This window comes from Pseudomonas crudilactis (genome assembly GCF_013433315.1).
GTDB lineage: Bacteria > Pseudomonadota > Gammaproteobacteria > Pseudomonadales > Pseudomonadaceae > Aquipseudomonas > Aquipseudomonas crudilactis.
Window position 1 is genome coordinate 38,088 of sequence record NZ_WXVV01000001.1, and the last position, 25,106, is coordinate 63,193.

At 59.6% G+C, this 25,106-nt stretch carries 21 protein-coding genes and 2 pseudogenes; 13 read left to right on the forward strand and 10 right to left on the reverse strand.

What is annotated here, in order from left to right:
- Positions 1-43 precede the first annotated feature (43 nt).
- From GTU76_RS00160 to GTU76_RS00185, 6 genes are all read right to left on the reverse strand, one after another.
- Positions 44-1,036 carry a LacI family DNA-binding transcriptional regulator gene (locus GTU76_RS00160; protein WP_180697776.1) on the reverse strand — a complete coding sequence of 331 codons (993 nt, stop codon included), beginning with the start codon at positions 1,034-1,036 and terminating at the stop codon, positions 44-46.
- A gap of 75 nt (positions 1,037-1,111) precedes the next feature.
- Positions 1,112-2,581 (reverse strand): glycoside hydrolase family 32 protein, encoded by a 1,470-nt coding sequence (locus tag GTU76_RS00165; RefSeq protein ID WP_425503616.1) that lies wholly within the window; start codon positions 2,579-2,581, stop codon positions 1,112-1,114.
- Between the two features lie 29 nt (positions 2,582-2,610).
- Positions 2,611-3,756 carry a sn-glycerol-3-phosphate ABC transporter ATP-binding protein UgpC gene (locus GTU76_RS00170; protein WP_180697778.1) on the reverse strand — a complete coding sequence of 382 codons (1,146 nt, stop codon included), beginning with the start codon at positions 3,754-3,756 and terminating at the stop codon, positions 2,611-2,613.
- Between the two features lie 27 nt (positions 3,757-3,783).
- Positions 3,784-4,626, reverse strand: coding sequence for a carbohydrate ABC transporter permease (locus GTU76_RS00175; protein WP_016986707.1), 843 nt, complete (start codon positions 4,624-4,626; stop codon positions 3,784-3,786).
- Positions 4,623-5,585 (reverse strand): carbohydrate ABC transporter permease, encoded by a 963-nt coding sequence (locus GTU76_RS00180; RefSeq protein WP_150706747.1) that lies wholly within the window; start codon positions 5,583-5,585, stop codon positions 4,623-4,625. Before GTU76_RS00180 ends, GTU76_RS00175 begins: the two co-directional genes overlap by 4 nt.
- 21 nt (positions 5,586-5,606) lie before the next feature.
- Complete coding sequence (locus GTU76_RS00185; RefSeq protein WP_180697779.1) at positions 5,607-6,881, reverse strand: ABC transporter substrate-binding protein; 1,275 nt, start codon at positions 6,879-6,881, stop codon at positions 5,607-5,609.
- Positions 6,882-7,046: 165 nt separating this feature from the next.
- Between GTU76_RS00185 and GTU76_RS00190 the strand changes: the two genes are divergently transcribed.
- The 6 genes and pseudogenes from GTU76_RS00190 (at position 7,047) to GTU76_RS00215 (ending at position 11,520) form a co-directional block, all read left to right on the forward strand.
- A complete protein-coding gene (locus GTU76_RS00190) occupies positions 7,047-8,612 on the forward strand; it encodes a carbohydrate porin (protein ID WP_180697780.1) in 1,566 nt (521 codons plus the stop codon).
- Between the two features lie 93 nt (positions 8,613-8,705).
- Positions 8,706-9,455: a hydroxypyruvate isomerase family protein gene (locus tag GTU76_RS00195; protein WP_180697781.1), complete on the forward strand. Its 750-nt coding sequence runs from the start codon at positions 8,706-8,708 to the stop codon at positions 9,453-9,455.
- A 126-nt stretch (positions 9,456-9,581) separates the two neighbouring features.
- A complete protein-coding gene (locus tag GTU76_RS00200) occupies positions 9,582-9,986 on the forward strand; it encodes an acyl-CoA thioesterase (RefSeq protein ID WP_180697782.1) in 405 nt (134 codons plus the stop codon).
- Positions 9,987-10,084: 98 nt separating this feature from the next.
- Positions 10,085-10,618 carry a DinB family protein gene (locus tag GTU76_RS00205; protein WP_175554302.1) on the forward strand — a complete coding sequence of 178 codons (534 nt, stop codon included), beginning with the start codon at positions 10,085-10,087 and terminating at the stop codon, positions 10,616-10,618.
- An 84-nt stretch (positions 10,619-10,702) separates the two neighbouring features.
- Positions 10,703-10,789: pseudogene (locus GTU76_RS00210) on the forward strand (DUF1330 domain-containing protein); the annotation flags it as partial.
- A 215-nt stretch (positions 10,790-11,004) separates the two neighbouring features.
- The gene (locus GTU76_RS00215; RefSeq protein ID WP_016986714.1) at positions 11,005-11,520 is read left to right on the forward strand and encodes a cupin domain-containing protein; all 516 of its coding nucleotides are present in this window, start codon (positions 11,005-11,007) and stop codon (positions 11,518-11,520) included.
- 174 nt (positions 11,521-11,694) lie between these two features.
- On the opposite strand, the pseudogene GTU76_RS29925 reads toward GTU76_RS00215, so the two are convergent.
- Together GTU76_RS29925 and GTU76_RS00220 are read right to left on the reverse strand one after the other, a co-directional pair.
- A pseudogene (locus tag GTU76_RS29925) lies at positions 11,695-11,802 on the reverse strand (thymidylate kinase); the annotation flags it as partial.
- 2 nt (positions 11,803-11,804) lie between these two features.
- Positions 11,805-12,986, reverse strand: coding sequence for a XylR family transcriptional regulator (locus GTU76_RS00220; RefSeq protein ID WP_180697783.1), 1,182 nt, complete (start codon positions 12,984-12,986; stop codon positions 11,805-11,807).
- Positions 12,987-13,162: 176 nt separating this feature from the next.
- Between GTU76_RS00220 and xylA the strand changes: the two genes are divergently transcribed.
- The 4 genes from xylA (at position 13,163) to GTU76_RS00240 (ending at position 18,478) form a co-directional block, all read left to right on the forward strand.
- Complete coding sequence (xylA, locus tag GTU76_RS00225) at positions 13,163-14,479, forward strand: xylose isomerase (protein WP_175554304.1); 1,317 nt, start codon at positions 13,163-13,165, stop codon at positions 14,477-14,479.
- A gap of 148 nt (positions 14,480-14,627) precedes the next feature.
- Positions 14,628-15,629 (forward strand): D-xylose ABC transporter substrate-binding protein, encoded by a 1,002-nt coding sequence (xylF, locus tag GTU76_RS00230; RefSeq protein WP_122598279.1) that lies wholly within the window; start codon positions 14,628-14,630, stop codon positions 15,627-15,629.
- A 155-nt stretch (positions 15,630-15,784) separates the two neighbouring features.
- A complete protein-coding gene (xylG, locus tag GTU76_RS00235) occupies positions 15,785-17,341 on the forward strand; it encodes a D-xylose ABC transporter ATP-binding protein (RefSeq protein WP_180697784.1) in 1,557 nt (518 codons plus the stop codon).
- Positions 17,342-18,478 carry a sugar ABC transporter permease gene (locus GTU76_RS00240; protein ID WP_110718360.1) on the forward strand — a complete coding sequence of 379 codons (1,137 nt, stop codon included), beginning with the start codon at positions 17,342-17,344 and terminating at the stop codon, positions 18,476-18,478.
- Between the two features lie 10 nt (positions 18,479-18,488).
- Here the strand turns inward: GTU76_RS00240 and GTU76_RS00245 are convergent, their stop codons facing one another.
- The gene (locus tag GTU76_RS00245; protein WP_016986080.1) at positions 18,489-19,406 is read right to left on the reverse strand and encodes a LysR family transcriptional regulator; all 918 of its coding nucleotides are present in this window, start codon (positions 19,404-19,406) and stop codon (positions 18,489-18,491) included.
- Positions 19,407-19,500: 94 nt separating this feature from the next.
- Complete coding sequence (locus GTU76_RS00250; RefSeq protein WP_180697785.1) at positions 19,501-20,700, reverse strand: MFS transporter; 1,200 nt, start codon at positions 20,698-20,700, stop codon at positions 19,501-19,503.
- A 295-nt stretch (positions 20,701-20,995) separates the two neighbouring features.
- Between GTU76_RS00250 and GTU76_RS00255 the strand changes: the two genes are divergently transcribed.
- Genes GTU76_RS00255 through GTU76_RS00265 form a run of 3 tightly spaced genes read left to right on the forward strand, consistent with a single transcriptional unit; the run spans position 20,996 to position 24,977 of the window.
- Positions 20,996-22,276, forward strand: a complete 1,281-nt coding sequence (locus GTU76_RS00255; protein ID WP_180697786.1) for a c-type cytochrome — start codon at positions 20,996-20,998, stop codon at positions 22,274-22,276.
- Entirely contained in the window at positions 22,273-22,746 is a 474-nt protein-coding gene (locus GTU76_RS00260) for a (2Fe-2S)-binding protein (protein WP_123375250.1), read from the forward strand. The genes GTU76_RS00255 and GTU76_RS00260 overlap by 4 nt, the downstream gene beginning before the upstream one ends.
- Positions 22,743-24,977 (forward strand): xanthine dehydrogenase family protein molybdopterin-binding subunit, encoded by a 2,235-nt coding sequence (locus GTU76_RS00265; protein ID WP_180697787.1) that lies wholly within the window; start codon positions 22,743-22,745, stop codon positions 24,975-24,977. Before GTU76_RS00260 ends, GTU76_RS00265 begins: the two co-directional genes overlap by 4 nt.
- Positions 24,978-25,106 lie beyond the last annotated feature (129 nt).

The window sequence follows — 25,106 nt, forward strand, 5'->3', positions numbered from 1 at the left end:
ACTCGAAAAATCAAAAGCGTGCTCTCAGCGAGCTGACCCACTCTTACAGTGATGTCCTGACCACCAATGGACAGTCAACTCGCTGGGGTCCCGAAAGCTCCAGGGTCTCGATCAGATGCCGTGCAGCCTGGCGCCCAATGTCGTAGTACGGCAGTTGCACGGTGGTCAACGGAGGGATGAACAACTCGGCAATGCCGATCATGTTGTCGTAGCCGAGAACGGCGACATCGTCGGGAATTTTCAGGCCACGCCCCAACAACAGCTGATAGGCACAAAAGGCAATGCGGTCGTTGCCGCAGATCAAAATATCAAATTGGGGACGACCATCAACGACATGCCGGTCGAGAATGGCGGCTGTTTCACTGTAGGCATCATGATCGGAAAGGTCGTATTGCAGGAGCGTGTCCGGCGCCAGTCCGAATGCCTGACAGGCACGCTGTAGGCCTTTCTGTCGCAGCCCCCATGCCAGACTCTGTTTCGGCAGATTGATACACAGCGGACGCTGGTAGCCGAGGCTCAACGCGTGGTGTACGGCGCGATACTGGCCCATTTCGTCGTCGGGTACATAGCTGACGAGGCTGCTGTCATCTGCCAGACAATTGGCGAGCACCAGAGGCTTGCTCTTCAAGCGCTCGGGAATGCTGACCTGGCGAAACCCCATGGCGCTGAAGATCAAGCCGTCCGGACGGTGCGACAGCATCAGATCGATGTTCTGGTCGGTGGGCGGGTTGCTTAGCAGGTTGAGGATAAAGACATTCCAACCGGCCTGTTGCGCGGTCTGCTCAATGGACAGCAACAGCTCGACCGCGAAGGGCGTGGTCGCAGTGTCCAGCGCGAACACACCGATGGTTCGCGACTGGAGGTTGTCACCGCGCATCTTGCGCGCTGACAGGCTGGGTACGAATTGCAGTTCATCAATGGCTCGACGCACCCGTAGAAGGGTTTCGGGGCTCAGTTTTTCCGGACTATTGAGCGCTCGAGACACCGTCATCAGGGACACGCCGGCCAGCTGTGCAACGTCTTTCACTGAAGTCATGCGAAGTGCGGCCGGTCAGGTTGACGCAGAATCATGACACAGGGCCCGGGCTTCTCGCGACCCGAATGACGCCGCTCATGACCATCCCGAACCCAGAGGCCATGCCTTGGCAATCGAGACGCGCCCGCCACTCCCGCTGGCCACAAGCTTCACGCCCAGACTGTCGGAACGCGGATAGAGGCGACTGCTGAGGCTGAAGCGGCCGTTTTCGTCGAATACCTCGATGGATGAGCGATCAAGAAACACGCGCAGTTCCAAGCGCTCTTGTGTCGGGTCTATCGCCACGCTGCGCTGGCCTGTGACTTGCGCACCCGAGCGGCTGCGATCAAGCACCAGGCGCTGCAGTGACGCATCGTAATAGAGCAGGGTTTCTTCACGGCCATCGTCGCTGCAGCGCAAAGCGACTCCCAAGTGGCCGTCAGTGCAGCCGAGCAGATCCAGATGCACATGGATTTCGAGCATGTCGCCGTTTAACTCCGGCACCCAGCGGGTTCCCGACGCTTCCCACCACGGCGTCCCCGGCAATTGCGTCATTCGCAGCGCGGTGAGCTCGCGTGCCGGATACACGCGAAGGCGATCGGCGCACAGTTCCAGTTCGCGGGGCAATCCGAGCATGCCGCACCAGTGATGGGCCTGGCTCGGCATCGGGCTTTCCCACATGTCCAGCCATGCCCATACGAGGCGCCGACCATCGGCGGCCAACAGCGTTTGCGCTGCATAGAAATCGTGGCCGTTATCCAGCTCGATAAAAGGCCCGCCGGTGAAGTGCCACTGGTTGTCGAGCTGGCCCACTCGATAACCGGTCTGGTACTTGTTGAGCCGGTCATAACCGTCGGCTTGCATGCCTTGTGGTGAGTACAGCAGCACGTCGCGTCCATTCAGGCGAAACAGGTCCGGGCATTCCCACATATAGCCATCGCCCTCGCTGCCGGCGGACACATAGTCGAGGAATTCCCAGACGTGCAGATCCGTGGACCGGTACAACGGCAGCAGCGGCCTGTCGCCCAAACGTGCGCCGGCAATCAGGTACCAATAGCCATCCGCCTGCCAGACCTTGGGGTCGCGGAAATGCATGATGGCGTCTTGCGGCGCGCTGTCGATGACGGCCCCGTGTTTGACGAAGCGGATGCCATCGGTACTGGTTGCCAGGCACTGCACTTGACGGATCAAGCGTTCGTCACCCACTTCGCCCAGCCAGGTATGCCCGGTGTAGATCAGGGCCAGGGTATCGCCACAGACCACGGCGCTCCCGGAAAAACAGCCGTCGCGGTCGCAGTCATCGCCGGGTGCCAGCGCAATGGGCAGGTGTTGCCAATGCACCAGATCGGCACTCTTGGCGTGGCCCCAATACATCGGCCCCCATTTCGCGTCGAAGGGGTGATGCTGATAGAAAACGTGATATTCGCCACGGAAGTACACGACCCCGTTGGGGTCGTTCATCCAGCCTGCCGGCGGGGCAATATGGTAACCGGGTCGATAATCCTCAATGACGCGAGACTGGCTGTCAGCCAGTGCGCGCTGCGCAAGGTCAAGGGTCGAAGACATGAGATCGCTCGGGGTATTCAAAGACAGGGTCATAGGGCGTGTGCTCGGATTGAGCGTAGAGAGAGGTCATCCGCCATGGATTCAATGACTTTCGGGTAGCGCTTCAATGCCAAGCCGTCGGTGTCGAACAGGTGAATCTTGTCGATGTCCGGCTGCAGTTCGACCCGATCGCCTGCCTGCCATCCGGCGTTGACTTCACAACGACAGATCAATGGCTCGTCCTGCCCGGTATCCAGGTGCACATAGGTTTCACTGCCCAGGTATTCGACCCCGGTCACGACGACGCCAGCGCTTCCCGGCGCCGCTTTGAGTGACAGGTGTTCCGGGCGAACGCCCAGGCTCAGCGAGGCATCTGCCGCCAGGTTCGAGCTGTCGAAGGGCAGGGTGGTCATCCCCAAAACCGGAGTATCAACCAGGCTGGTTTCGCCCGGCGCACGCAGGCGGGTCGGCAGGAAATTCATTCTCGGCGAACCGAGAAAACCGGCGACAAAGCGGCTGGCAGGGCGCTCGTAGAGTTCGCGCGGTGAACCGACCTGCTCGACGTGACCGCCATTGAGCACAACAATTTTGTCGGCCAGGGTCATCGCTTCAACCTGATCGTGGGTGACGTAGATCATGGTTGAGCGCAGACGCGCATGCAGCCGGGCGATTTCGTTGCGCATCTGCACCCGCAAGGACGCATCCAGGTTGGAGAGCGGCTCATCGAACAACAAAATGTCCGGTTCCCGCGCCATGGCTCTGCCCATGGCTACACGCTGACGCTGCCCTCCAGACAACTCTTTTGGCTTGCGTTGCAGCAGTTTGTCCAATTGCAGGATTTGCGCAGTTTTCAGTACCCGCTCGCGCAAGCTGCTCTTTTCAGTTTTGGCCAGTTTGAGACCAAAACTGATGTTGTCGTAGACGCTCATGTGTGGGTACAGCGCATAGGACTGAAACACCATGCCGACGCCACGCTCGCGCGGTTCGAGGTCGTTGACCCGGCGCCCGTCGATCAGCAGGTCGCCGGCGCAGATCGAATCCAGTCCGGCGATCAGTCGCAGCAGCGTCGACTTTCCGCAGCCCGAAGGACCGACGAACACCACGAATTCACCCGCAGCGATCTCCAGGTTGATGTCGCGAAGAATCCGCGCGCCGCCCAATTGTTTGTTGACGTTGTCCAGTTTCAATTTCATCACGATGCGGTTCCTTGTCTTTATTGGGCATCAACCCTTTAACGCGCCGGCAGTGAGACCGGAAACGATTCGGCGCTGGAAGATCAGCACCAGAATCACCAGTGGGACGGTGACCAACACCGAGGCGGCCATCAACAAGCCCCAAGGCAACTCATGGGGGCTGCCGCCGGAAATCAAGGCGATGGCCACCGGCACCGTGCGTTGGCTGTCGGTGAGGGTGAACGTGAGGGCAAACAGAAACTCGTTCCACGCGGCGATGAAGGCCAGCAAGCCCGTGGTGACGAGGGCTGGCCAGAGCAAAGGCAACAGCACGCGGGTCAGCGTTACCCAGGGCGACGCACCATCCATGATTGCCGCTTCCTCCAGTTCATGGGGCAGTTGTCCCATGAACGTGGTCAGCACCCAGACGGTGAAGGGCAGAGTGAAAATCGTGTAGCTGAGGATCAACGCCCACGACGTGTTGTACAGGCCCAAGGCGCGGATCACTTCGAACAGTCCCGACAGCACCGCGACCTGAGGAAACATCGACACGCCAAGGACCATCATCAACACCGTGCCACGCCCACGGAACTTCACTCGGCCCAAGGCATAGGCAGCGGTCAGGCTGAGGAACAGCGCCAGTGTCACCACGCACAGCGCAACCACCAGCGAATTACCGATCGCCCGCAGGAATGAGGCCTGGTGGAGGACCGCCGCGTAATTGGAGAAGTCAGGATGTTCGATCCAGTAACTCACCTCGAACAAGGCGCTGGAGGGCTTCAGCGAGGTCACGATGGCGTAGTAGAAAGGGAAAACCGCATACAGCAGCAATACCCCGATCAGGCACCAGAAGCCGAGGCGCAACAGCGCTTTTTTCAGCAGACGCGGGCTCATGCGCGGACCTCCAGTTGACGGCGTCCGAGGTAGAGATAAAGCATGGCGATCACCGCGACCACCAGAAACAACAGCGTCGACGCCGCGCTGCCGTAACCGACATCCTGGAACTCCACCAAGTGCTGGCGGGCATACACCGACATGCTCATGGTGCTCGACGAGTTCGAGGTCAGCACATAGATGACGTCGAATACCCGCAGGGAATCAAGAATGCGGAAGATCGCCGCGACCAGCAGTGCAGGCATCAACAGTGGCAGCGTGACGCGCCAGAAAACGTTAAGTGGATGAATGCCATCGACCCTGGCCGCTTCGTAGCAGTCGCTCGGCAACATCTGCAAGGCCGCCAGCATCAGCAGCGTGACGAAGGGCACGGTTTTCCAGACATCAACGATGATCACCGCCCACATCGACAGGTCGGCATCCGCCGTCCAGGCCAGGGGGGCGTCAATCAGCCCGAGGCTGAGCATCAGGTGATTGATGATGCCGAACTGGTCGTTAAGCATCCAAGACCAGATCTTCGCCGAGACAATCGTCGGAATCGCCCACGGAATCAGAATCAACGCTCGCACCAGAGAACGGCCGGTGAACTTGATGTTCAGCAGCAACGCCACCAACAGCCCCAGCACGACCTCCAGTCCCACCGAGACCACCGTGAAATACAACGTGTTGCGCACCGCATTCCACCACTGTGGATCGACGAGGATGCCCGACCAGCCGGAACCGCTGAACAACAGATAATTGCTCAAACCTATGAAGGTTGCGCCACCGGTGTCCGCTAGGCTGGCGTCGGTCAGGCTGAACCAGAATGTGCGCAGCAGCGGCCACGCAGCCACCAGGGCCAGGCAGACCAGCATTGGCGTCAGAAACAGCCAGGCAGCGCGCACCCGGCGACGTTGTACAGGCGTTTCCCTCGTGAGCAGCAGCTCGTCAAAGGGGGCATGGGTCGTAGAGACAGACATGGTGATTTCCTTCCTTGTGGCTTACCAGTTCCGGCGTTTGATGCGCGTGAGTTCGCTTTCCAGTTCGGCCAGTGCCTGATCGACGGGCAACTCGCCCGCCAGCACGCCATGCACCCGATCGAAGAACGCATTGGAGACCCGTGGATAGCGATCGGCGGTGATGGCGGCGGGGCGCATGACCCCAGCGTTGAGAATGCTGTGCAACTGAGCGTAATAAGGCATGGCCGCGAGCAATTCGGGATCTTGATACAGCGACTCGATCACCGGGTTATAGCCGCCTTTCAGCGCTCGACGTTTTTGCTCTTGGGCACTGCTCAGGTAGCTCACCAGCTCGGCGGCAAGTTTCGGATGAGCGCTATAACGCGAGACCGCCAGGCCCCAGCCACCGAGGGTGGAGGCATGCGCGCCAGTCTCGCCGCCGCGGGGCAGGGGAGCGACGCCGACCTTGTCTTTTACGGCGCTGTCCTGGCTTTGCACCAGGGCCCAGACATACGGCCAGTTGCGCATGAACAACGCATTGCCTGACTGGAATACGCCACGTCCTTCTTCCTCGGTGTAATTGAGCACGCCACGCGGGGAAATGTCGCCGACCCAGCTTTTCGCCAGCGTTAACGCCGCTCTTGAGGCCTGACTGTTGACCACGATGTCGCCGCGTTGATTGATCAGTCCGCCTTGCGGCTGACTGCTGATCCACTCCAGCGCATTACACGTAAGTCCCTCGTAGGCGCGTCCCTGAAAGATATAACCCCAGGCATTGGCGTTGCCGGCGTTACGTTCAGCCTGTTGCACATCCCTGGCGGTCGCGGTCATTTCCTCCCATGTTTGAGGAACCTGCTTGTTGTATTTCTCAAGCAAGTCTTTGCGGTAATACAGCAGCCCCGAGTCGGTGAACCACGGCATCGTCACCAGCCGTCCGTTGACCGTGGCGTTATCGACCTGGGCCTGGAAGTAGCCTTGGGTCGTGTTGGCGGGAAGCACCTCACGCAGATCCAGCAGGTGTTTGGCCAGCATCCCCGGCCAGACCATATCGATTTGAATGATGTCGATGTCGGTGGACTGCGCACTGAGGATCTGCTGGTAGAACGACAACCTCTCGGTTGCCGAGTTAGGCGTGGAGACCACCTCGACGTTGTTGCCAGTCTGTTTCGACCATTCCTCGACGGCCTCCTTGCACAGCTGCAACTCCGCACCCACCGCACCGCAGGAGATCGTCAGATCGGTTGCGTTCGACACGGATGGCAGTGCGGCAGACAGGGTGATCAATGCGACTGGCAGGAGCGATTTCAGGTGTTTCATCGAGCGTCCTTTATTTTTGTTTTTAGAAAAGTTAACGTTAACATCGCCAAATGTAGCAGCGTATTTGCGAGGAGGCATCCTTTTTTTGTCGTTTGTGACAACTCGCAACTCACGCAAAAAAGGCAGTCGCAGCAACCAAAAATAAAAACAAAACAGGGAATCAACATGCAGAAAGGATCAAGCTGGCTACTTGTCGGCGTGCTCGGCACATCGGCGGCGGCTTCTCAGGCCGCGACGCTGGAAGAGCGTATGGCCGCACTTGAAGCACGTGCCAGCGCAGCGGAAAAGCGTGCGGCCACGGCCGAACAGCAGACCCAGGCAATTGCCCGGGAATTGCAGCAGGTCAAACGCGCGGCGCCGCCCTTGCAACCCGTCGCATCTAACGCAACAGCCATTTCGGCGCCGGCTCTGGATACCCGACTGGCAAAACTCGAAGCCCGTCAGCAAAGCCTGGAGAAGGAGGGCGGTACCGGACACCTCACCGATGGGTTCAGCTTCAACGGCTATGCGCGCTCCGGATTGCTGGTCGACGAGGGGATGGGTGGTGGCCGTGGCGGCCCTTATACAACCCCGGCCGGCTCGGTGGGCGGGGCAGTCGGGCGACTCGGTAACGAGGACGACACCTACATGCGTATCGACCTGTCGAAAGAGCTCTATGCGCAAAACGGCACGCGTTCCAAGTTCACGGTCTCTATCGCCGACGGTGTGGAAAGCTCCAATGACTGGACGGCCGACGAAAGCAACCTCAACGTACGCCAAGTGTTCGCCACGCTCGACCATGTCGCTGCGTTCAAAGGCAATTCAGTCTTTGAGAACGCTACGCTGTGGGCGGGCAAGCGGTTCGATAGAGATAATTTCGATATCCACTGGCTGGACTCCGACGTCGTTTACCTCGCCGGCACCGGCGGTGGAATTTACGATGTGCAGATGAACAAGCATTGGCGCTCGAATTACTCGTTGATAGGGCGTAGCTACGGGGATTTCAGTCAGGGCGGTATTAATGCCGACGTGGAAAGCTACATCCTGACCTCCAACCAGTTCTTCGAGGATGGCCAGTGGCAGTGGATGTACAACGCCATCGGTGCAAAGAAAAACGATTTCGGCACCCGCACCAATAAAGCCGGTTTGACGCCTGCGGATAGCGGTTTGCACAGCATGCTGGCCAATCACCAGAAAACCTTTTTCGGCAGGGAAGGCTTCTTCAAAACGGCGCTGCTCTATGGGCAAGGTCTGGGGGCTGAGGTCAAGAACGTTGGCTCGGATGGTGAGTTGATCGACGACGCCCGCGCGCTGCGTCTGGCGCTTTACGGTGAGACCCCGCTGACCTCTGACTGGCGCATCGGGCCCAGCTTGCTGGCCGAACAGAGCAAGGATCGATACGTCAAAGGTGACGACTACCGCTGGCTGACCCTGAACGTGCGCTTGGCCAACAAAATCAACAGCAACTTCGAAATGGCCTACGAAATGAGCTGGCAAACCATGAACCTCGACCCCAAAGGCTATCTACAACGCAATGCGGTCGATGGTGACTTCTGGAAATTCACTGTCGCCCCGACATTCAAACTCGACGTCGGTGATCTACTCACGCGTCCGGAGTTGCGAGTGTTCGCCAGCTACATGAACTGGTCTTCGGATCTGGACCGGTTCAGTACTAACGACTCCTTTGGCATGTCCGACTTCCAGGCGGGAGGGGTGTGGCAATACGGCATCCAGATGGAAACCTGGTTTTAATCCTTGAACGCACTTGCGATAGTGCAGTGCTGGAGCGGCAAAGGATGCTCCAGGCTAGTGATGTCGTTTCTTCCCAGGATGGATGATTACCCAATGCTCAAGTTCAATGCTCATCTCGGCTTCCAATTCAATGAATTGCCTTTTCTGCAACGCATCGAAGCCGCCGCAACCGCCGGTTTCCGGGCAGTGGAGTTCCCGTCGCCGTATGAATTCGACGCCAGTCTGCTTGCCGACCATCTAGCCCAATACAGTTTGCCGTTGATTCAGTTCGCCGCCCCGGCTGGCGTGACCAAAGGCATCGCCGCGTTACAGGGCAGGGGCGAGGAGTTCCGTGACGGGTTGCTCCAGGCCGCCCGCTACGCAAAAACATTGGCGTGTGCGGATGTCCACATCATGTCGGGCGTTACCACGCAGAATGACGCTGAGCGAACCTACGCGGGCAACCTGGAATATGCGATCAAGTACTTGGAAGACCAGGGGCTGCGGCCGCTTATCGAAGTGATCAGCGCGGAGGCGATGCCGGGCTATTACATGTCCGACTTCAGCAAGGCGCAACAGGTACTGGAGACCTTCCCGAGTGTCGGGCTGATTCTTGATCTTTACCATGCGCAGCTTTTGACCGGAGACGCAGCCGATGTGCTGGCGCGGTTTTATGACAGAACCGTGCATGTGCAAATTGCCGATTGCCCGGGTCGTCACGAGCCGGGAACGGGGAGTATCGACTTTGCTGCGTTGTTCGCGGCGCTGGAGCAACGCGGCTACGCCGGATGGATTGGCTGTGAATACCGTCCTTCTGGATCTACCGTTGCGAGTCTTGACTGGATCAAGCAACTGAGTGCTTAGGTTCCAGGCGAAAATCTTTGAGTCGCTGATATGGGCAAAATCGCCGCCATCAAAGGCAGAAGCCCTTGATGGCCGAGCGAGAAGAACTCATCGATATCGGACTGACGCTGGCGAGTAGGGGGATTTATGCCTGATGCGGTTTTTGTAAGTCGAACTATTTTGTTCGGAGATTGTGATCCGGCAGGGGTGGTTTACACCCCGCGATTCTCATATTTTGCTGTAGAGGCCATTGGTGTAGCACTCGACAGATGGGTAGGGGGGCCGGGGCTTAGAGCGGTGATGAGTTTTAATATATTGCCGCCGGTGCGTGCGATGTCGATCGAGTTGCTGGCTCCGGTGACCTGGGATGACGAAATGACTATTAAAGTTGGCGTGGCCAGGTTGGGCGAGCACTCTTTTACTTTTTTGGTTGAGGGGTTTGCAGGCGAAGGCGTGCTGTCATTTACCGCGAATGTCACACACGTTTGTGTCTCACCGGAAAGTAAGGAAGTTGTACCCATCCCAGCTCCGTTGCGAGCGCTTCTTTCATAGATGATCAGACGGTTCCTCACAACAAAGCGCGACACTGGACTGGGATGCAAGATGAGCGTGGATCGATTACAAAGCGATCCATTGAAAGGACGAGCACGATGAACCGAACCAGTCATATTTGCCTGATGGCCAACTATAACGAATGGATGAACGCAAAGATTTTTGAGGCAGCCAGAAGCCTGTCAGATGAAGAACTCTCAGTGGACAGGAAAGCATTCTTTGGTTCAATTCTCGGGACGTTGAACCACTTGGTGGCCGGCGACACTGTCTGGCTAAAGCGATTCGCCAGGCACCCTGCCAATTACTTGGCTCTGGCACCGATTCAACAGCTTCCTGCCCCCAGAAGCCTCGACCAGTTGCTTTTCTCGAATATCCGAGATCTTTCGGCACATCGAGTGTGGCTTGATCAGAAAATTGTAGAGTGGTCTCGCTCCATTGCAGAGCCGGACCTGGATCACACCCTCAATTACACAAGCATCAAGGGAATACCCGCTGACAGGAGCTTTTATGGCTTGGTCATGCATTTTTTCAACCATCAGACGCACCACCGCGGACAAGTGACAACGTTGCTTTCACAAGCGGGTGTCGACATAGGTGATACGGATCTGGTCGTCCTCATTCCGCTTACATAACGGAGCAAGGCATCGGGCTCTACAATCGCTCATCCCAAGATTTGGCGCGTATCGCTCCGGGTATTCGCTTGAGCTTGGTACAACTCTGCGCAGTACACCGAACTGAGGAAAATCCGCCAGCGCTCAGCCAAGACCGATGTCTATTTGATCGAGGGAGTACCGGCGCGATAGTCACCGAGTTGCCTTTTAACTCCAGCTGATGAGGTTTTGCATTAAGGGTAGGGCGGCTCCGTCATGATTGCCGGGCGATACCACCGGCGTAGTGAATTTCAAAAGCAGTGGCACGAGCATGAACCTATATTTATTAGAAATCATGTTTAACTACACTAAATGGTCGTTTAGTCGAGTTAACGTAAATTATCCGCATATTCGACGGAGAAGAGGCCATGATTAAGCATGAAGCCAAAGCTGGAGACGTTATTAGAACGTTGGATCTGCAGCCTCATCTCGAAGGTGGCTATTTCCGTAGAACTTATCAAGCCGATCATCGCGACCCACTCGAAACTCGCAGCGGCCCACGGTATCTGATGACCTCGATTTACTATCTGCTGGATCAGCAATCACCGGTGGGCCAGTTTCATTTCAATCGATCCGACATCCTGCATTATTTCCACCTGGGCGACGCCATTGAGTACAGCCTGATTCATGCTGACGGCTCATTGCAGACATTGGTGATGGGCGGCGACATTCTGGCAGGACAGCTTTTGCAATTACACGTACCTAGTGGAATATGGAAAGCTTCGCGGTTGCTCGAAGGCGAAAACGGATTTGGGCTGATCAGCGAAGCCGTTTCGCCAGGATTTGATTTTGCCGATATGGAAATGGGTGATCGGCAGAAACTCACACAGCAATTCCCACAGCATCGAGCGCTGATTGAAAAGCTGACGCGTGATGAGGGTTGAGCGCCGTCGAATTCAAGGAAAAGCTGTGGATCGGATTCAGGGCGATTCTGCAGGTTGAAATCCACTGTGCAACCGGGCTGATCTGGTAACATCTTGTTACGTGTAATGTATATTATGTTAAATCATGTATTACGCTATGCGCCCTTGCGGCAACACCTGTCTCCATTTCGACAATCACCCCTGCAACTTGTAGATCTCATCAACCACCTGCCTCTTCGCATCTTCAATCGTTCCCTCGTTACGACATAAAACCCAGTCGTGATCTGCAACCGCGTGCTTAAACATCAGCGCGTCTCTGCCCCTTGCTGATACTCCCGAGGTGTACAACCAAACTCCCGGCGAAACACCGTGTGCAGATACTGCGCGGATTTAAAGCCACAACTGCGCGCAACGTCGGCAATCACCGAGTCGGTACTTGTCAGGCCCTTGGTCGCCGCTGCCAGTTTGAAACGCAGAATCTCGTCATGCACGCTGCAACCACGCTCCGCACGAAAATGCGCTTCAAGTGATGAACGCGACACACCGACATAAGCTGCCACCTGCGCCGTTTTAATGCCTTGGCAAGCATATTGGCGAATAAACAGCAGCGCCTGCATGACGTACGGATTACCCAATGGCTGGTGCGAACTCGACACCTGCACGTTCACAGCATCCGGCGGGATCAGGATCTGCGTGCCGGTAGATGGCATGCCATGCAGCATCTGATGGAGCAATTGCGCGGCGGTTCGGCCCATGGTTTCCGTGCCCTGAATAACCGAGCTCAGCGGCACTCGGGTCAGGCTGCGGGTCAGCGGGTCGTTGTCGATGCCGATCAATGCCACCTGCTCAGGCACGGCAATCCCGGCGGTCAGGCAGGCTTGCAGCAACTGGCGCGCGCGGGCGTCGCTGACGGCGATGATGCCGATGGGTTTGGGCAGGCTTTGCAGCCAGGCGATCAGTTGTTCGACGGCGCTGTCCCACAGCGGTGCGCTGGTGCCCATGCCGCGATAGATTTCGCCGTGCAGACCATCGCGCTTCATCAATTTTCGAAAGGCTTTTTCGCGCTCTTGCGCCCAACGATTGGCCTGCGCTTCCGGCAGGCTGAAGCAGGCAAAACGCTGCAGCCCCGCCTCGATCAAGTGCGTGTAAGCCAGCGTCATCAGCGCATTGTTATCGGTGGCGACGTAGGGAATCGCTTTCGGATAGGCGCGTTTATCCTCGTACGAGCCCCCTACTGCTACCACCGGCATCTGGATATCAGCCAGCGCCTCACCAATCAGCGGATCGTCGAAGTCGGCAATGATCCCGTCACCCTGCCAGCGCTCGATGCCTTTCAAGCGACAGAGAAAATCCTCTTCCAGGAACAAGTCCCAGGAGGCGCGGGTGCTGCTCAGGTAGTTGCCGATGCCGCTGATGATGCCGCGGTCGTAGATCTTGCTGCCGTTGAACAACAGGGCGATGCGGTGAACAGGCGGTACGGTTTTCATTGTTTTTATGCTTGTTCGAGGCCCCCTTCTCAAGGAGACGGTTTGCACAGACTAGGCGCGTGGACGACGAAGCTCAATACGCAAAATCGCACTCCGTGTTGATGTTTTTCATAATCAGCAGGGTCGGGGCCGTTGCTAGTATCGAGACACCGCCAAGAACAACAAGGACAAGGTCCATGCAGTATTTCCCCGATGTCGATGCGATTCGCTACGAAGGCCCAGACAGCGATTCTCCCCTCTCCTTTCGTCACTACGACGCCGACAAACTCATCCTCGGCAAACCCATGCGCGAACACCTGCGCATGGCCGCCTGTTACTGGCACACGTTCGTCTGGCCGGGTTCCGATGTGTTTGGCGCGGGGACGTTCAAGCGCCCTTGGCAACACGCCGGCGATCCCATGGAATTGGCGATCGGCAAAGCAGCCGCAGCCTTCGAGTTTTTCTCCAAACTGGGCATCGACTATTACTGTTTCCATGACACCGATGTCGCTCCGGAAGGCAGCTCCCTGAAGGAGTACCGCAACCACTTCGCGCAGATGGTTGATCATCTGGAGCAACACCAGGAAGCCAGCGGAATAAAGCTGTTGTGGGGCACCGCCAATTGCTTCAGCAACCCGCGTTTCGCTGCCGGCGCCGCGAGCAACCCCGATCCAGAAGTGTTCGCCTGCGCCGCTGCCCAAGTGTTCAGCGCCATGAACGCGACCCATCGCCTGAAAGGCGCCAACTACGTGTTGTGGGGCGGTCGCGAAGGCTATGAAACCCTGCTCAACACAGACTTGAAGCGTGAACGCGAACAATTGGGCCGTTTTATGCGCATGGTGATCGAGCACAAGCACAAGATCGGTTTTACCGGTGACCTGCTGATCGAACCCAAGCCGCAGGAGCCGACCAAGCACCAATACGATTATGACAGCGCCACCGTGTTCGGCTTTCTGCAGCAGTTCGGGCTGGAACACGAAATCAAGGTCAACATCGAAGCCAACCACGCGACCCTGGCCGGGCATAGTTTCCATCACGAGATCGCGACGGCGGTCTCGCTGGGGATTTTCGGCAGCATCGACGCCAACCGGGGTGATCCGCAAAACGGCTGGGACACCGATCAATTCCCCAACAGCGTCGAAGAAATGACCCTGGCCACCTATGAAATTCTCAAGGCTGGCGGGTTCAAGAATGGCGGTTTCAACTTCGACTCCAAGGTCCGCCGGCAAAGCCTCGATCAGATTGACCTGTTCCATGGCCACGTCGGCGCGATGGACGTTCTCGCCCTGTCGCTGGAGCGCGCAGCGGCCATGGTTCAGAACGACGAACTGCAACGGCTCAAGGATCAACGCTACGCCGCTTGGAAGCAGCCGTTCGGGCAGGCGGTGATGGCGGGTGACTTCAACCTTGAATCGTTGGCCGAACACGCGTTCACCAACGAGTTGAACCCGCAAGCCGTCAGCGGCCGCCAGGAAATGCTCGAGAACATCGTCAACCGCTACCTCTATCGCTGATCGCTACGAGAATCTGCCGGCGCTTCGACGCTGTGACAATTGCACGACAATTCTGTGCCTGCGGCGTCTGCGGATTCTCTACAGTTTTACCAGCCCGATACTCATCGTCAGGCCGTGTCTTTCCAACAACAATAAAAGGACGCCCCACATGAAGAACGTAAAACGCACGTTATTGGCCACTGCTCTGGCCTTGCTGTCGCTGCCGGTGCTGGCTGACGCAGCCCACCCGAAAATCGGTTTCTCCATTGATGACCTGCGCCTGGAGCGCTGGTCGCGTGACCGTGACTACTTCGTTGCGGCGGCAGAAAAAATGGACGCCAAGGTCTTCGTACAGTCGGCCGATGCCAACGAGCAGAAACAGATTTCGCAGATCGAAAACCTCATTTCCCGGGGCGTCGATGTCATCGTCATCGTGCCGTTCAACGCCACGGTGCTGACCAACGCGGTGGCCGAAGCGAAGAAAGCCGGGATCAAAGTCGTCTCCTACGATCGACTGATTCTTAACGCCGATGTCGACGCCTACATTTCCTTCGATAACGAAAAAGTCGGCGAAATGCAGGCCAGCGGCGTGCTGAATGCCGCGCCCAAGGGCAATTACTTTTTGCTCGGTGGTGCGCCCACCGACAACAACGCCAAGATCCTGCGTGAAGGCCAGATGAAAGTGCTGCAACCGGCCATCGACAAGGGTGATATCAAGATCGTCGGCCAGCAGTGGGTGAAGGAATGGAACCCGACCGAAGCGCTGAGCATTGTTGAAAACGCCCTGACCCGCAACGACAACAAAATCGACGGCATCGTTGCCTCCAACGACGCTACGGCCGGTGGCGCGATCCAGGCATTGGCGGCGCAGCAACTGGCCGGCAAGGTGCCGATTTCCGGGCAGGATGCTGACCTTGCCGCAGTCAAGCGTGTGATCGCCGGCACGCAAACCATGACCGTGTACAAACCGCTGAAACTCATCGCCAGCGAAGCTGCCAAGCTCTCGGTGCAACTGGCGCGCAACGAAAAACCCGCCTTCAGCTCGCAGTACGACAACGGTAGCAAAAAGGTCGACACCATCCTGCTCACGCCAACCCCGTTGACCAAGGACAACATCGACCTGCTCGAACAGGACGGCTTTTACACCAAGGCGCAAATTGCCGGGAAGTGATCTCCGGTAATGCGAAAAACCCTTGTGGGAGCGAGCCTGTTCGCGAATGCGCTGTGTCAGTCAACGAAGCAGTGTTTGAACTGACGCTTTCGCGAGCAGGCTCGCTCCCACACAGGTTCAGTGGTGTGTGAGTCTTTGATATACGAGCCCTCTCCATGTCCGACTATCTGCTGCAAATGAACGGTATCGTCAAAACCTTCGGCGGTGTCAAAGCGCTCAACGGCATCGACATCAAGGTCAGGCCCGGCGAGTGCGTTGGCCTGTGCGGCGAGAATGGCGCCGGCAAGTCGACGCTGATGAAGATCCTCTCGGCGGTCTACCCGCACGGCACCTGGGACGGTGAAATCCTCTGGGACGGGCAACCGCTCAGGGCGCAATCGATCAGCGAAACGGAAGCTGCCGGCATCGTCATCATTCACCAGGAATTGACGCTGGTGCCTGACCTGTCGGTGGCCGAAAACATCTTCATGGGCCATGAACTGACGCTGCCCGGCGGACGCATGAATTACCCGGCGATGATTCACCACGCCGAAGCCCTGATGCGCGAATTGAAAGTCCCCGATATGAACGTGTCGCTGCCGGTTTCGCAGTACGGCGGCGGCTATCAGCAACTGGTGGAAATCGCCAAGGCCCTGAACAAAAAGGCCCGCCTGCTGATCCTCGACGAGCCTTCATCAGCCTTGAGCCGTTCGGAAATCGAGGTGTTGCTGGACATCATCCGCGACCTCAAAGCCAAGGGCGTTGCCTGCGTCTACATCTCGCACAAGCTCGATGAAGTGGCCGCCGTGTGCGACACCATTTCAGTGATTCGTGACGGCAAACACATCGCCACCACCGCCATGGCCGACATGGACATTGCGCAGATCATCACGCAGATGGTCGGGCGGGAAATGAGCAACCTCTACCCCAGCGAACCACACGATATTGGCGAGGTGATTTTCGAGGCTCGTCACATCACCTGCTACGACGTCGACAACCCCAAGCGCAAACGGGTCGACGATATTTCCTTCGTCCTCAAACGCGGCGAAATCCTCGGCATCGCCGGGCTGGTCGGTGCCGGCCGTACCGAACTGGTGACCGCGCTGTACGGCGCTTACCCCGGTCGCCACGAGGGCGAAGTCTGGCTGGACGGGCAACCCATCGACACCCGCACGCCGCTCAAATCAATCCGTGCCGGCCTGTGCCTGGTGCCGGAGGACCGCAAGCGTCAAGGCATCATTCCCGATCTGGGCGTCGGCCAGAACATCACCCTCGCCGTGCTGGACAACTACTCAAAACTGACCCGCATCGACGCCGAAGCTGAACTGGGCAGCATCGATAAGGAAATTTCGCGCCTGCACCTCAAAACCGCCAGCCCGTTCCTGCCGATCACCAGCCTGTCGGGCGGCAATCAGCAAAAAGCCGTGTTGGCGAAGATGCTGCTGGCCAAACCCCGGGTGCTGATTCTCGATGAGCCGACCCGAGGCGTGGACGTCGGCGCCAAATACGAAATCTACAAGTTGATGGGCGCGCTGGCCGCCGCCGGTGTGTCGATCATCATGGTCTCGTCGGAGCTGGCCGAAGTGCTCGGCGTTTCCGACCGCGTGCTGGTGATCGGCGAAGGCCAGTTACGCGGCGACTTCGTCAACCATGAATTGACGCAGGAACAAGTGCTCGCCGCCGCCCTCAGCCAGCCTGGCAGCCATAACAATAATGATCGGAAATCCGCGTAAATGAATCAGGTCAAACAACTGTTCACCCGCTACAAAATGCTCGCGCTGGTGTTTGCCGTGGTGCTGATCTGGCTGTTTTTCAGCTGGCAGACCGAGGGCGGATTCCTCACTCCGCGCAACCTGTCCAATCTGCTGCGGCAGATGTCGATTACCGGGATTCTTGCCTGCGGCATGGTGCTGGTGATTATCAGCGGCGAGATCGATTTGTCGGTCGGCTCGTTGCTGGGCCTGCTCGGTGGTCTCGCGGCCATTCTTGATGTGGTCTACCACATTCCGCTGCTGGCGAATCTGAGTCTGGTCGCCCTGTGTGGCCTGATGATCGGTCTCGCCAACGGCTACATGACGGCTTACTTGCGCATTCCTTCGTTCATCGTCGGTCTGGGCGGCATGTTGGCGTTCCGCGGGATTCTGCTGGGGATTACCGGTGGCACGACCATTGCGCCGGTATCGCCGGAGCTGGTTTACATCGGCCAGGGCTACCTGCCCCACGCGATCGGCACTGGCCTCGGCGTTCTGCTGTTCGCGCTGACCGTGTTCCTCACCTGGAAGCAACGGCGTAATCGCGCTCTTCACGGCCTCGCGGCGCATTCGTTAGTGCGTGACGTCATCCGCGTGTTGGTGATCGGCGCCGTGCTCGCCGGTTTCGTGCAGACGCTGAACAGCTACGACGGCATTCCCGTGCCGGTCTTGTTGCTGCTGATTCTGCTCGGCGTGTTCAGCTACGTGACCAGCCAGACCGTGTTCGGTCGCCGCGTATATGCCGTGGGCAGCAACATGGAAGCGACGCGCCTGTCCGGGATCAATGTGCAGGCGGTGAAGCTGTGGATCTTCGGGATCATGGGCGTGATGTGCGCCCTCGCCGGCGTGGTCAACACCGCGCGCCTCGCCGCCGGTTCACCTTCGGCCGGGAGCATGGGCGAACTCGACGCCATCGCCGCCTGCTTTATCGGCGGCACCTCCATGCGCGGCGGTTCCGGCACGGTGTACGGCGCCCTCCTCGGCGCGCTGGTTATTACCAGTCTGGACAACGGCATGTCGATGCTCGACGTCGACAGTTATTGGCAGATGATCGTCAAGGGCAGCATTCTGGTGTTGGCGGTTTGGGTGGATGTCAGTACGCGGACCGGGCGCCGTTGAGCCGTAGGGGTCACGCTGCGGGTGCCGGCGACGGGCTGAGAATTTCCATGAGGAAATCGATAAACACATTGATCCGGCTGGACCCACGGTGATTGGGTAAATACAACGCGTTGATGCACGTGCTGGCACTGCCGGGATTGACCTCGTAATGCTCAAGCAAGCGGGTCAGCCGGCCGGCTGCGACGTCGTCGCGCACCAGCCAGTCGGCCAGCAGCGTTACCCCGCCGCCACCGATGGCAGCTTCGCGCAGGATATCGGCGTTATTGCTTTGCAGGCGCCCGTGAACGTTGAGCTGGATAGGCGCGTCTTCATTCTGAAAGGTCCAGTGCTGGTGTGTGCCGCCGTAATCGAAACGCAGGCATTGATGCTCCAGCAAATCCCGTGGATGACAGAGCGCCGCGCTACGCGCCAGATACGCCGGACTGGCCACCACCCAGCGCTCGAAATGCCCCACGCGTTTGCTGACGATGTCTTCACTGACCACCGACGATCCCAGCCGCACGGAAACATCGATCTGCTCGCTGAGCAGGTCGCTGACCTGATCGCTCAGCGACAGACTGATCTCCAGACCCGGATGCCGCTCAAGCAAGCGGCTCAGGTGCGGCGCGATCAGGCGCCGGCCGAACTCCACCGGCACGCTGATGCGCAGACGGCCCTGCGCTTCGGCGCCGCGATCGGCGACAACGGCATCGGCTTCGTCGATCGCGTCGAGAATCGCCACGGCTTTTTCGAAATAGGTCTGGCCGGCAACGGTCACGCTGGTGTTGCGCGTGGTGCGATTGAGCAGGCTAGCGCCCAGCTCGTGTTCCAGCCCCGCCACTTGCCGTGTCACTGACGACGTGGATATCCCGAGTTTGCGCGCTGCCGAGGAATAGCCCCCGCAGCGCACGGTTTCCACAAACATCTTCAATGCCAGCAACTTGTCCATAAGCGGGGTCCGGTCGAGAGGGAACGCGGATGATTGTGCATCACTGTTCGCCCTTCGTCTTGTGCCGCCGTGCTCGCCCGCACTTGCCGGATGTTCAGACATCGGCCTTGCGGCTCAGGAACAACCCGAGCGCCAGCGCTGGCAGCAGCGCCACCGCGACGGCGGACAGGTTCCAGCCGAAGTGCTCGTACAGCGGGCTCGCAACCAGAGACCCCAGCGCGCCGCCGACGAAAATGCTGGTCATGTACACGGCGTTAAGGCGCGCACGGCTGTGGGGATCGAGGGCGTACACCTCTCGCTGGCCGAGTACCATGTTCAATTGCACGGCAAAATCCAGCAGCACCGCACACACCACCAGCCAGACATAGCCGCTGCCCGGAAGTGCGGCGATCAGCAGCGAAACCGGCGCCAGCAGCAATGCGACCAGCGTGCCGCGACGACCATGCCCGGCATCGGCCAGACGTCCGGCAATCGGCGCGGCAATGGCACCCACCGCACCGACCAGCGCGAAGATCGCGACTTGTGCCTGAGTGAAGCCGTGCTGACGCATCAGTTCAATCGGCGCGAGGGTCCAGAACAGACTGAAGCTGGCAAACAGCAGCCCTTGATACAGCGAGCGCTGACGCAACAGCGGATAGCGCCGGGCTAAGGCGAACACCGAACCGATCAGCGCAGCATAGGTGGCTTTATGCGTCGGTAGCCGACGCGGCAGCGCCACCGCAGTGATCAGCGCGATGACCGCCATCAGGGCCGCCGCGCTGTAAAACACCCCGCGCCAGCCGAACACTTCAACCAACAGGCTCGACAGTGGCCGCGACAACAGAATCCCCAGCAGCAGACCGCTCATGATATTGCCGACAACGCGGCCACGGCTGGCCTCGGGCGCCAGGTGCGCCGCCAGCGGCACCAGGATTTGCACGGCCACCGAGGTCAGGCCGATCAGCAAAGACAACACCAGGAACATCGACGGTGAATGGGTCAGCCCGGCGCACAACAGCGTGACGCTCGCCGCTAGCGTGAAGCCGACCACCAGCCGACGGTTTTCCATCAGGTCGGCCAGTGGCACCAGCAGTAACAGGCCCAGTGCATAACCAAACTGCGTCAGCGAAACGATCAGGCTGGCATTGGCGCTGGACAGACCGATCTGCGGTGCAATCAGTTCGACGATCGGCTGTGCGTAATAAAGATTGGCCACGACCGCGCCACAGCAAAATGCCAGGAACGCGACCATCAGGCCGGAGAGTGAAGTTGGCTGCTCGGCGCTGGCCGCAACGGCTGGATTGCCCGTGAGCATGATGACACCTCATTGAGTTCAGGAAAGTGCTGCCAAGGCTACGGCCCTGTGGCGATCCACAGAATCCACGCGGCGGGCAACGCAGTGATGCGTCCGGCGCAACGGCGCAGGCGTTGCTTCTCGCGCAACGCGCTGTTGCGCGCGCCGCTGATTCTCCCGCGCAGACGGTTTCTCTACGCTTTGGCCTCTGGCGCTGTCGTCCCCAGCGGCGCCCTCCCCCGGCTGTTACAAGGAGCGTTGTCATGATCCGTATCCCATCCGTTCTGCCATTGCCTGCCGCGTTGTTCTCCGTCCCATGAACCGCCATTTGCTGAAGTCCAGAACGCTATGGATCAGCGTGGCAGTCGCCGCCGTGCTCGGCCTGATCGGCGCCGTTTGGCTGATGTGGCGCCCGGCGATTGCGCCGATCGAGCGCCCGACGATGTTCGATGTTGCGCAGTTGCAACGCGGGGCGCGGGTGGTCGAGGCCGGCGACTGTGCGGTCTGCCATACCCGCCCCGGTGGTGAATATCTGGCCGGCGGGCTGCCGCTGGTAACGCCGTTCGGCACGCTGTACAGCACCAACATCACCCCGGACGTAGAAACCGGTATCGGCCAATGGTCACTGCCGGCCTTCGAGCGGGCGATGCGTCAGGGCGTTGCTCGCGATGGTCACTTCCTTTATCCGGCGTTCCCCTACGTGCACTACCGGCGCATGAGTGCAGCAGATATCGCCGACGCCTACGCCTACTTGATGAGCGGCCCCGCCGTGAACGCGCCGGCCGAGCAGAACCAGATGAATTTCCCGATGAATATTCGCCCGTTGGTGGCGTTCTGGAACCTGCTGTTTCTACACGGTGAGCCCATGACGCCGTTGGCGCGGCGCAGCGACGCGTGGAATCGCGGACGTTATCTGGTCGACGGCCCGGGCCATTGCGCTGGCTGCCATTCGCCGCTGAACCTGATCGGCGCGGAAAAGTCCTCGGAGTATTTGCAGGGCGGCAGCGTCGATGGCTGGCAAGCGCCGGCGCTGGTCGGCATGGGCCAGCGCGTCAACCCGTGGAGTCGTGCGCAATTGGTCGGCTATCTGCGCGCCGAGATCGTCGATGGCCACGGCACACCCGCCGGGCCGATGCGTCCGGTCAGCTTGAGTCTGGCCCGCTTGCCCGCCAGTGAGGCCGAGGCGATTGCCGACTATTTACTCAGCCTGGAAAACCCGCACCCACTGACGCAACCGCTGCCAAAGACGCCTGCCAGTGAAGCGGCAGACCACTCGACTGGCGCCCTGCTTTTCAGCAGCGCCTGCGCCGGTTGCCATGGCCCAGCGGCGCCGATGCGCACCATCGATGGTCGTCCGGGCCTGCAAAACACCTCGGCGCTGCAAGCGGCCAGTGCGCGCAACTTCCTCAAAACCGTGCTCGAAGGTTTGCCCGCCACACCCGGATCGCCCGGTCCGCTGATGCCTGCATTCGCCGCCAGCCTGGACAACGCGCAACTCGGCGCACTGGCCGCGTATCTGCGTCAGCAAGCCAGCCCCGATCAGCCGTGGGCCGACCTCTCTTCCACTATTGAAGCGTTACGTCAGGAGACGAAATGAGCCAGATCACCCTCAACGTCAACGGAGCCGCGCAACCGCTTGAGCTGGAGCCGGACATGCCGCTGCTGTATGCGCTGCGCAATCACTTGAACCTCAACGGCGCCAAATACGGCTGCGGTCTCGGTCAGTGCGGCGCCTGCACGGTGATCGTCGACGATCAACCGGTGTTCGCCTGCCTGACGCCCTGCGCCGGCCTCGAAGGCAAAAAAATCCGCACCGTGGAAAGCCTCGGCAGCGCGGAAAAACCTGGCCCTCTGCAAGCGGCGTTCATCGAGAAACAGGCCGCGCAATGCGGCTACTGCATCGCCGGCATGTTGATGCGCGCGCAAGCGTTGCTTGAGCGTAATCGTCACCCGGATGAGGCGACCATTCGCGAGCATATGGCCGGCAACCTATGCCGCTGCGGTACGCACTTGCGGATCATCGAGGCGATCAAGCAGGTAGCCGGGCACAACGGGAGCTTGACATGAGTGAGTCGAATGAATTGAACCCGAGTCGGCGCGCTTTCCTGCGTGGTGGTGCGTTGTTGATGGCGTTTACCCTGATGCCGGTGGCGCGGCGAGCACTGGCCGACACCGAAGTCGATACGCTCGGCACCGTGGTCCTCGCCCCCGACCTCCCCGGCAGCCTGCGCACTAACCCGTTTCTCGACGCCTGGATCCGCATCGGCGCCGACGGCATTACCGTCTACACCGGCAAGGTCGAATTGGGCACCGGGGTGAAAACCGCGCTGCTGCAAATCGCCGCCGAGCGTTTGCAGGTGCCGGCTGCTTCCATCAACCTCCTCACCGCCGACACCGCGCTGACACCCAACGAAGGCTACACCGCCGGCAGCCACAGCATTTTCGACAGCGGTACCGCGTTGTATAACGCCGCCGCGCAGGTGCGCGAAATGCTCGTCGATGCCGCAGCGCGCAGTTGGCAGGTTGATGCAGCACTGCTAAGCACCCGCGACGGTGTGATCGAAGGCCCGGCCGCTCAGCGGATGAGTTACGCCGACGCGGTCAAGCATGTCGATGTGCATCAATATGCCAAGGCTCAGTCGCCGGCAATGGCCGCCGCTGATTTCAAACTGATCGGCCATTCGTTGCCGCGTCTCGACATTCCGGCGAAGGTCAGCGGTGGCGCAGCATTCGTCCAGGACATGCGCCTGCCGGGCATGCTGCATGCGCGGGTGATCCGCCCGCCTCGTCCGGGCTGCACGTTGCAAGCATTCGATGCGGCGTCCATCGAGGCGCTGGCTGGGGTGGTCAAGGTGATCCGTGACGGCAACTATCTGGCGGTGGTCGCCGGTGATGAGTGGCAAGCGATCAAAGCCATGCGCCGTGCCAGCGATGTGACGCAATGGAGCGAGGGCGAAGCGATTCCCGAGGCGGCCGAGATTCATGGCCTGCTCAAACGCCTGCCCTCACGGCGCTATCCGATCAGCAACAGCGGCACGCCAAACGGCGCGGCCGACACGCGTTTTCAGGCGCGGGTCACCAAGCAATATCTGATGCACGGCTCGATCGGCCCGTCTTGCGCAGTGGCCTGGTTCAAGGACGGCACGCTCACCGTCTGGACCCATACCCAAGGTGTTTACCCGCTGCGCGCCGGCATTGCCGAAATGCTCGGCCTGCCGCCTGAGCGGGTGCGCTGTATTCATACCGAAGGCTCAGGGTGCTACGGGCATAACGGCGCCGATGATGCCGCCGCCGATGCGGCATTGATTGCCCTGCGCGTGCCCGGTACGCCGGTGCGCGTGCAATGGATGCGCGAACAGGAAAATCTTTGGGAGCCGTATAGCTCGGCGATGGTCACTGAAGTCGACGCCGGCCTCAGCCATGGCCGTTTGCAGGACTGGGCCTACGAACTATGGACCACGCCGCACAACGAACGCATCGTCAACGCCGGGCGTCTGCTGCCGGCACGCTTGCTCGCGCGGCCCTTCGCCTCGGCGCCCTCTGTGCCGATCGCCCAGCCCGAAGGCGATGGTGATCGCAACGCGGTGCCGTTGTACGAGTTGAACTCGACGCGCATCAACATGACCTTCGTCACCGAAATGCCCTTTCGCACCTCGGCCATGCGTTCGCTGGGTGCGCACATCAACATCTTCGCCATCGAAGCGAGTATCGACGAGTTGGCGATCCGGGCCGGCATCGACGCGGTCGCTTTGCGTCTGGCTCATCTCAGCGACCCGCGTGCTCGCGCGGTCGTAGAACGTGTGCGTGATGAGATCGGCTGGCCGCAAAAACGCAGCGAGCCCGGCGCCGGTATCGGTTTCGCCTTTGCCCGCTACAAAAACATCATGGGTTACTGCGCCATCGCGGTGAAACTTCGAGTGCATCCGCAGACCGGCGAGATCCGCATCGATCACGTGGTGACGGCGGTGGACGTCGGCCAGATCGTCAGCCCCGATGGCCTGCGCAATCAGGTCGAGGGCGGCATCGTCCAGTCCGCGAGCTGGACCCTGTACGAAAAAGTCGCCTACGACGCGGGAGGCATTCGCAGCTACGACTGGAGCGGTTATCCGATTCTGCGTTTCACGCAACTGCCGAATAAAGTCGATGTGCATTTGCTCGACCAGCCGGGAGAACCCTTCCTCGGTGCCGCTGAAATCGTTCAGGGGCCGATGGCCGCCGCCCTTGGCAACGCCGTCGCCAACGCCACCGGCCGGCGCTGGCTGAACCTGCCGCTGACCCGTTCCAACCAGCCCGCCTGAGCCACGCCCGTGTACATCGCTGATGAGCACGGGCGCCGTTGCGTTGCGCGCAAAACAGCGTAGCGCCGGTCACCGATTATCAGCCCCGCTGAGCGCGGTTAAGTTAGCGGCACTGGTTCGCGGCGCCGC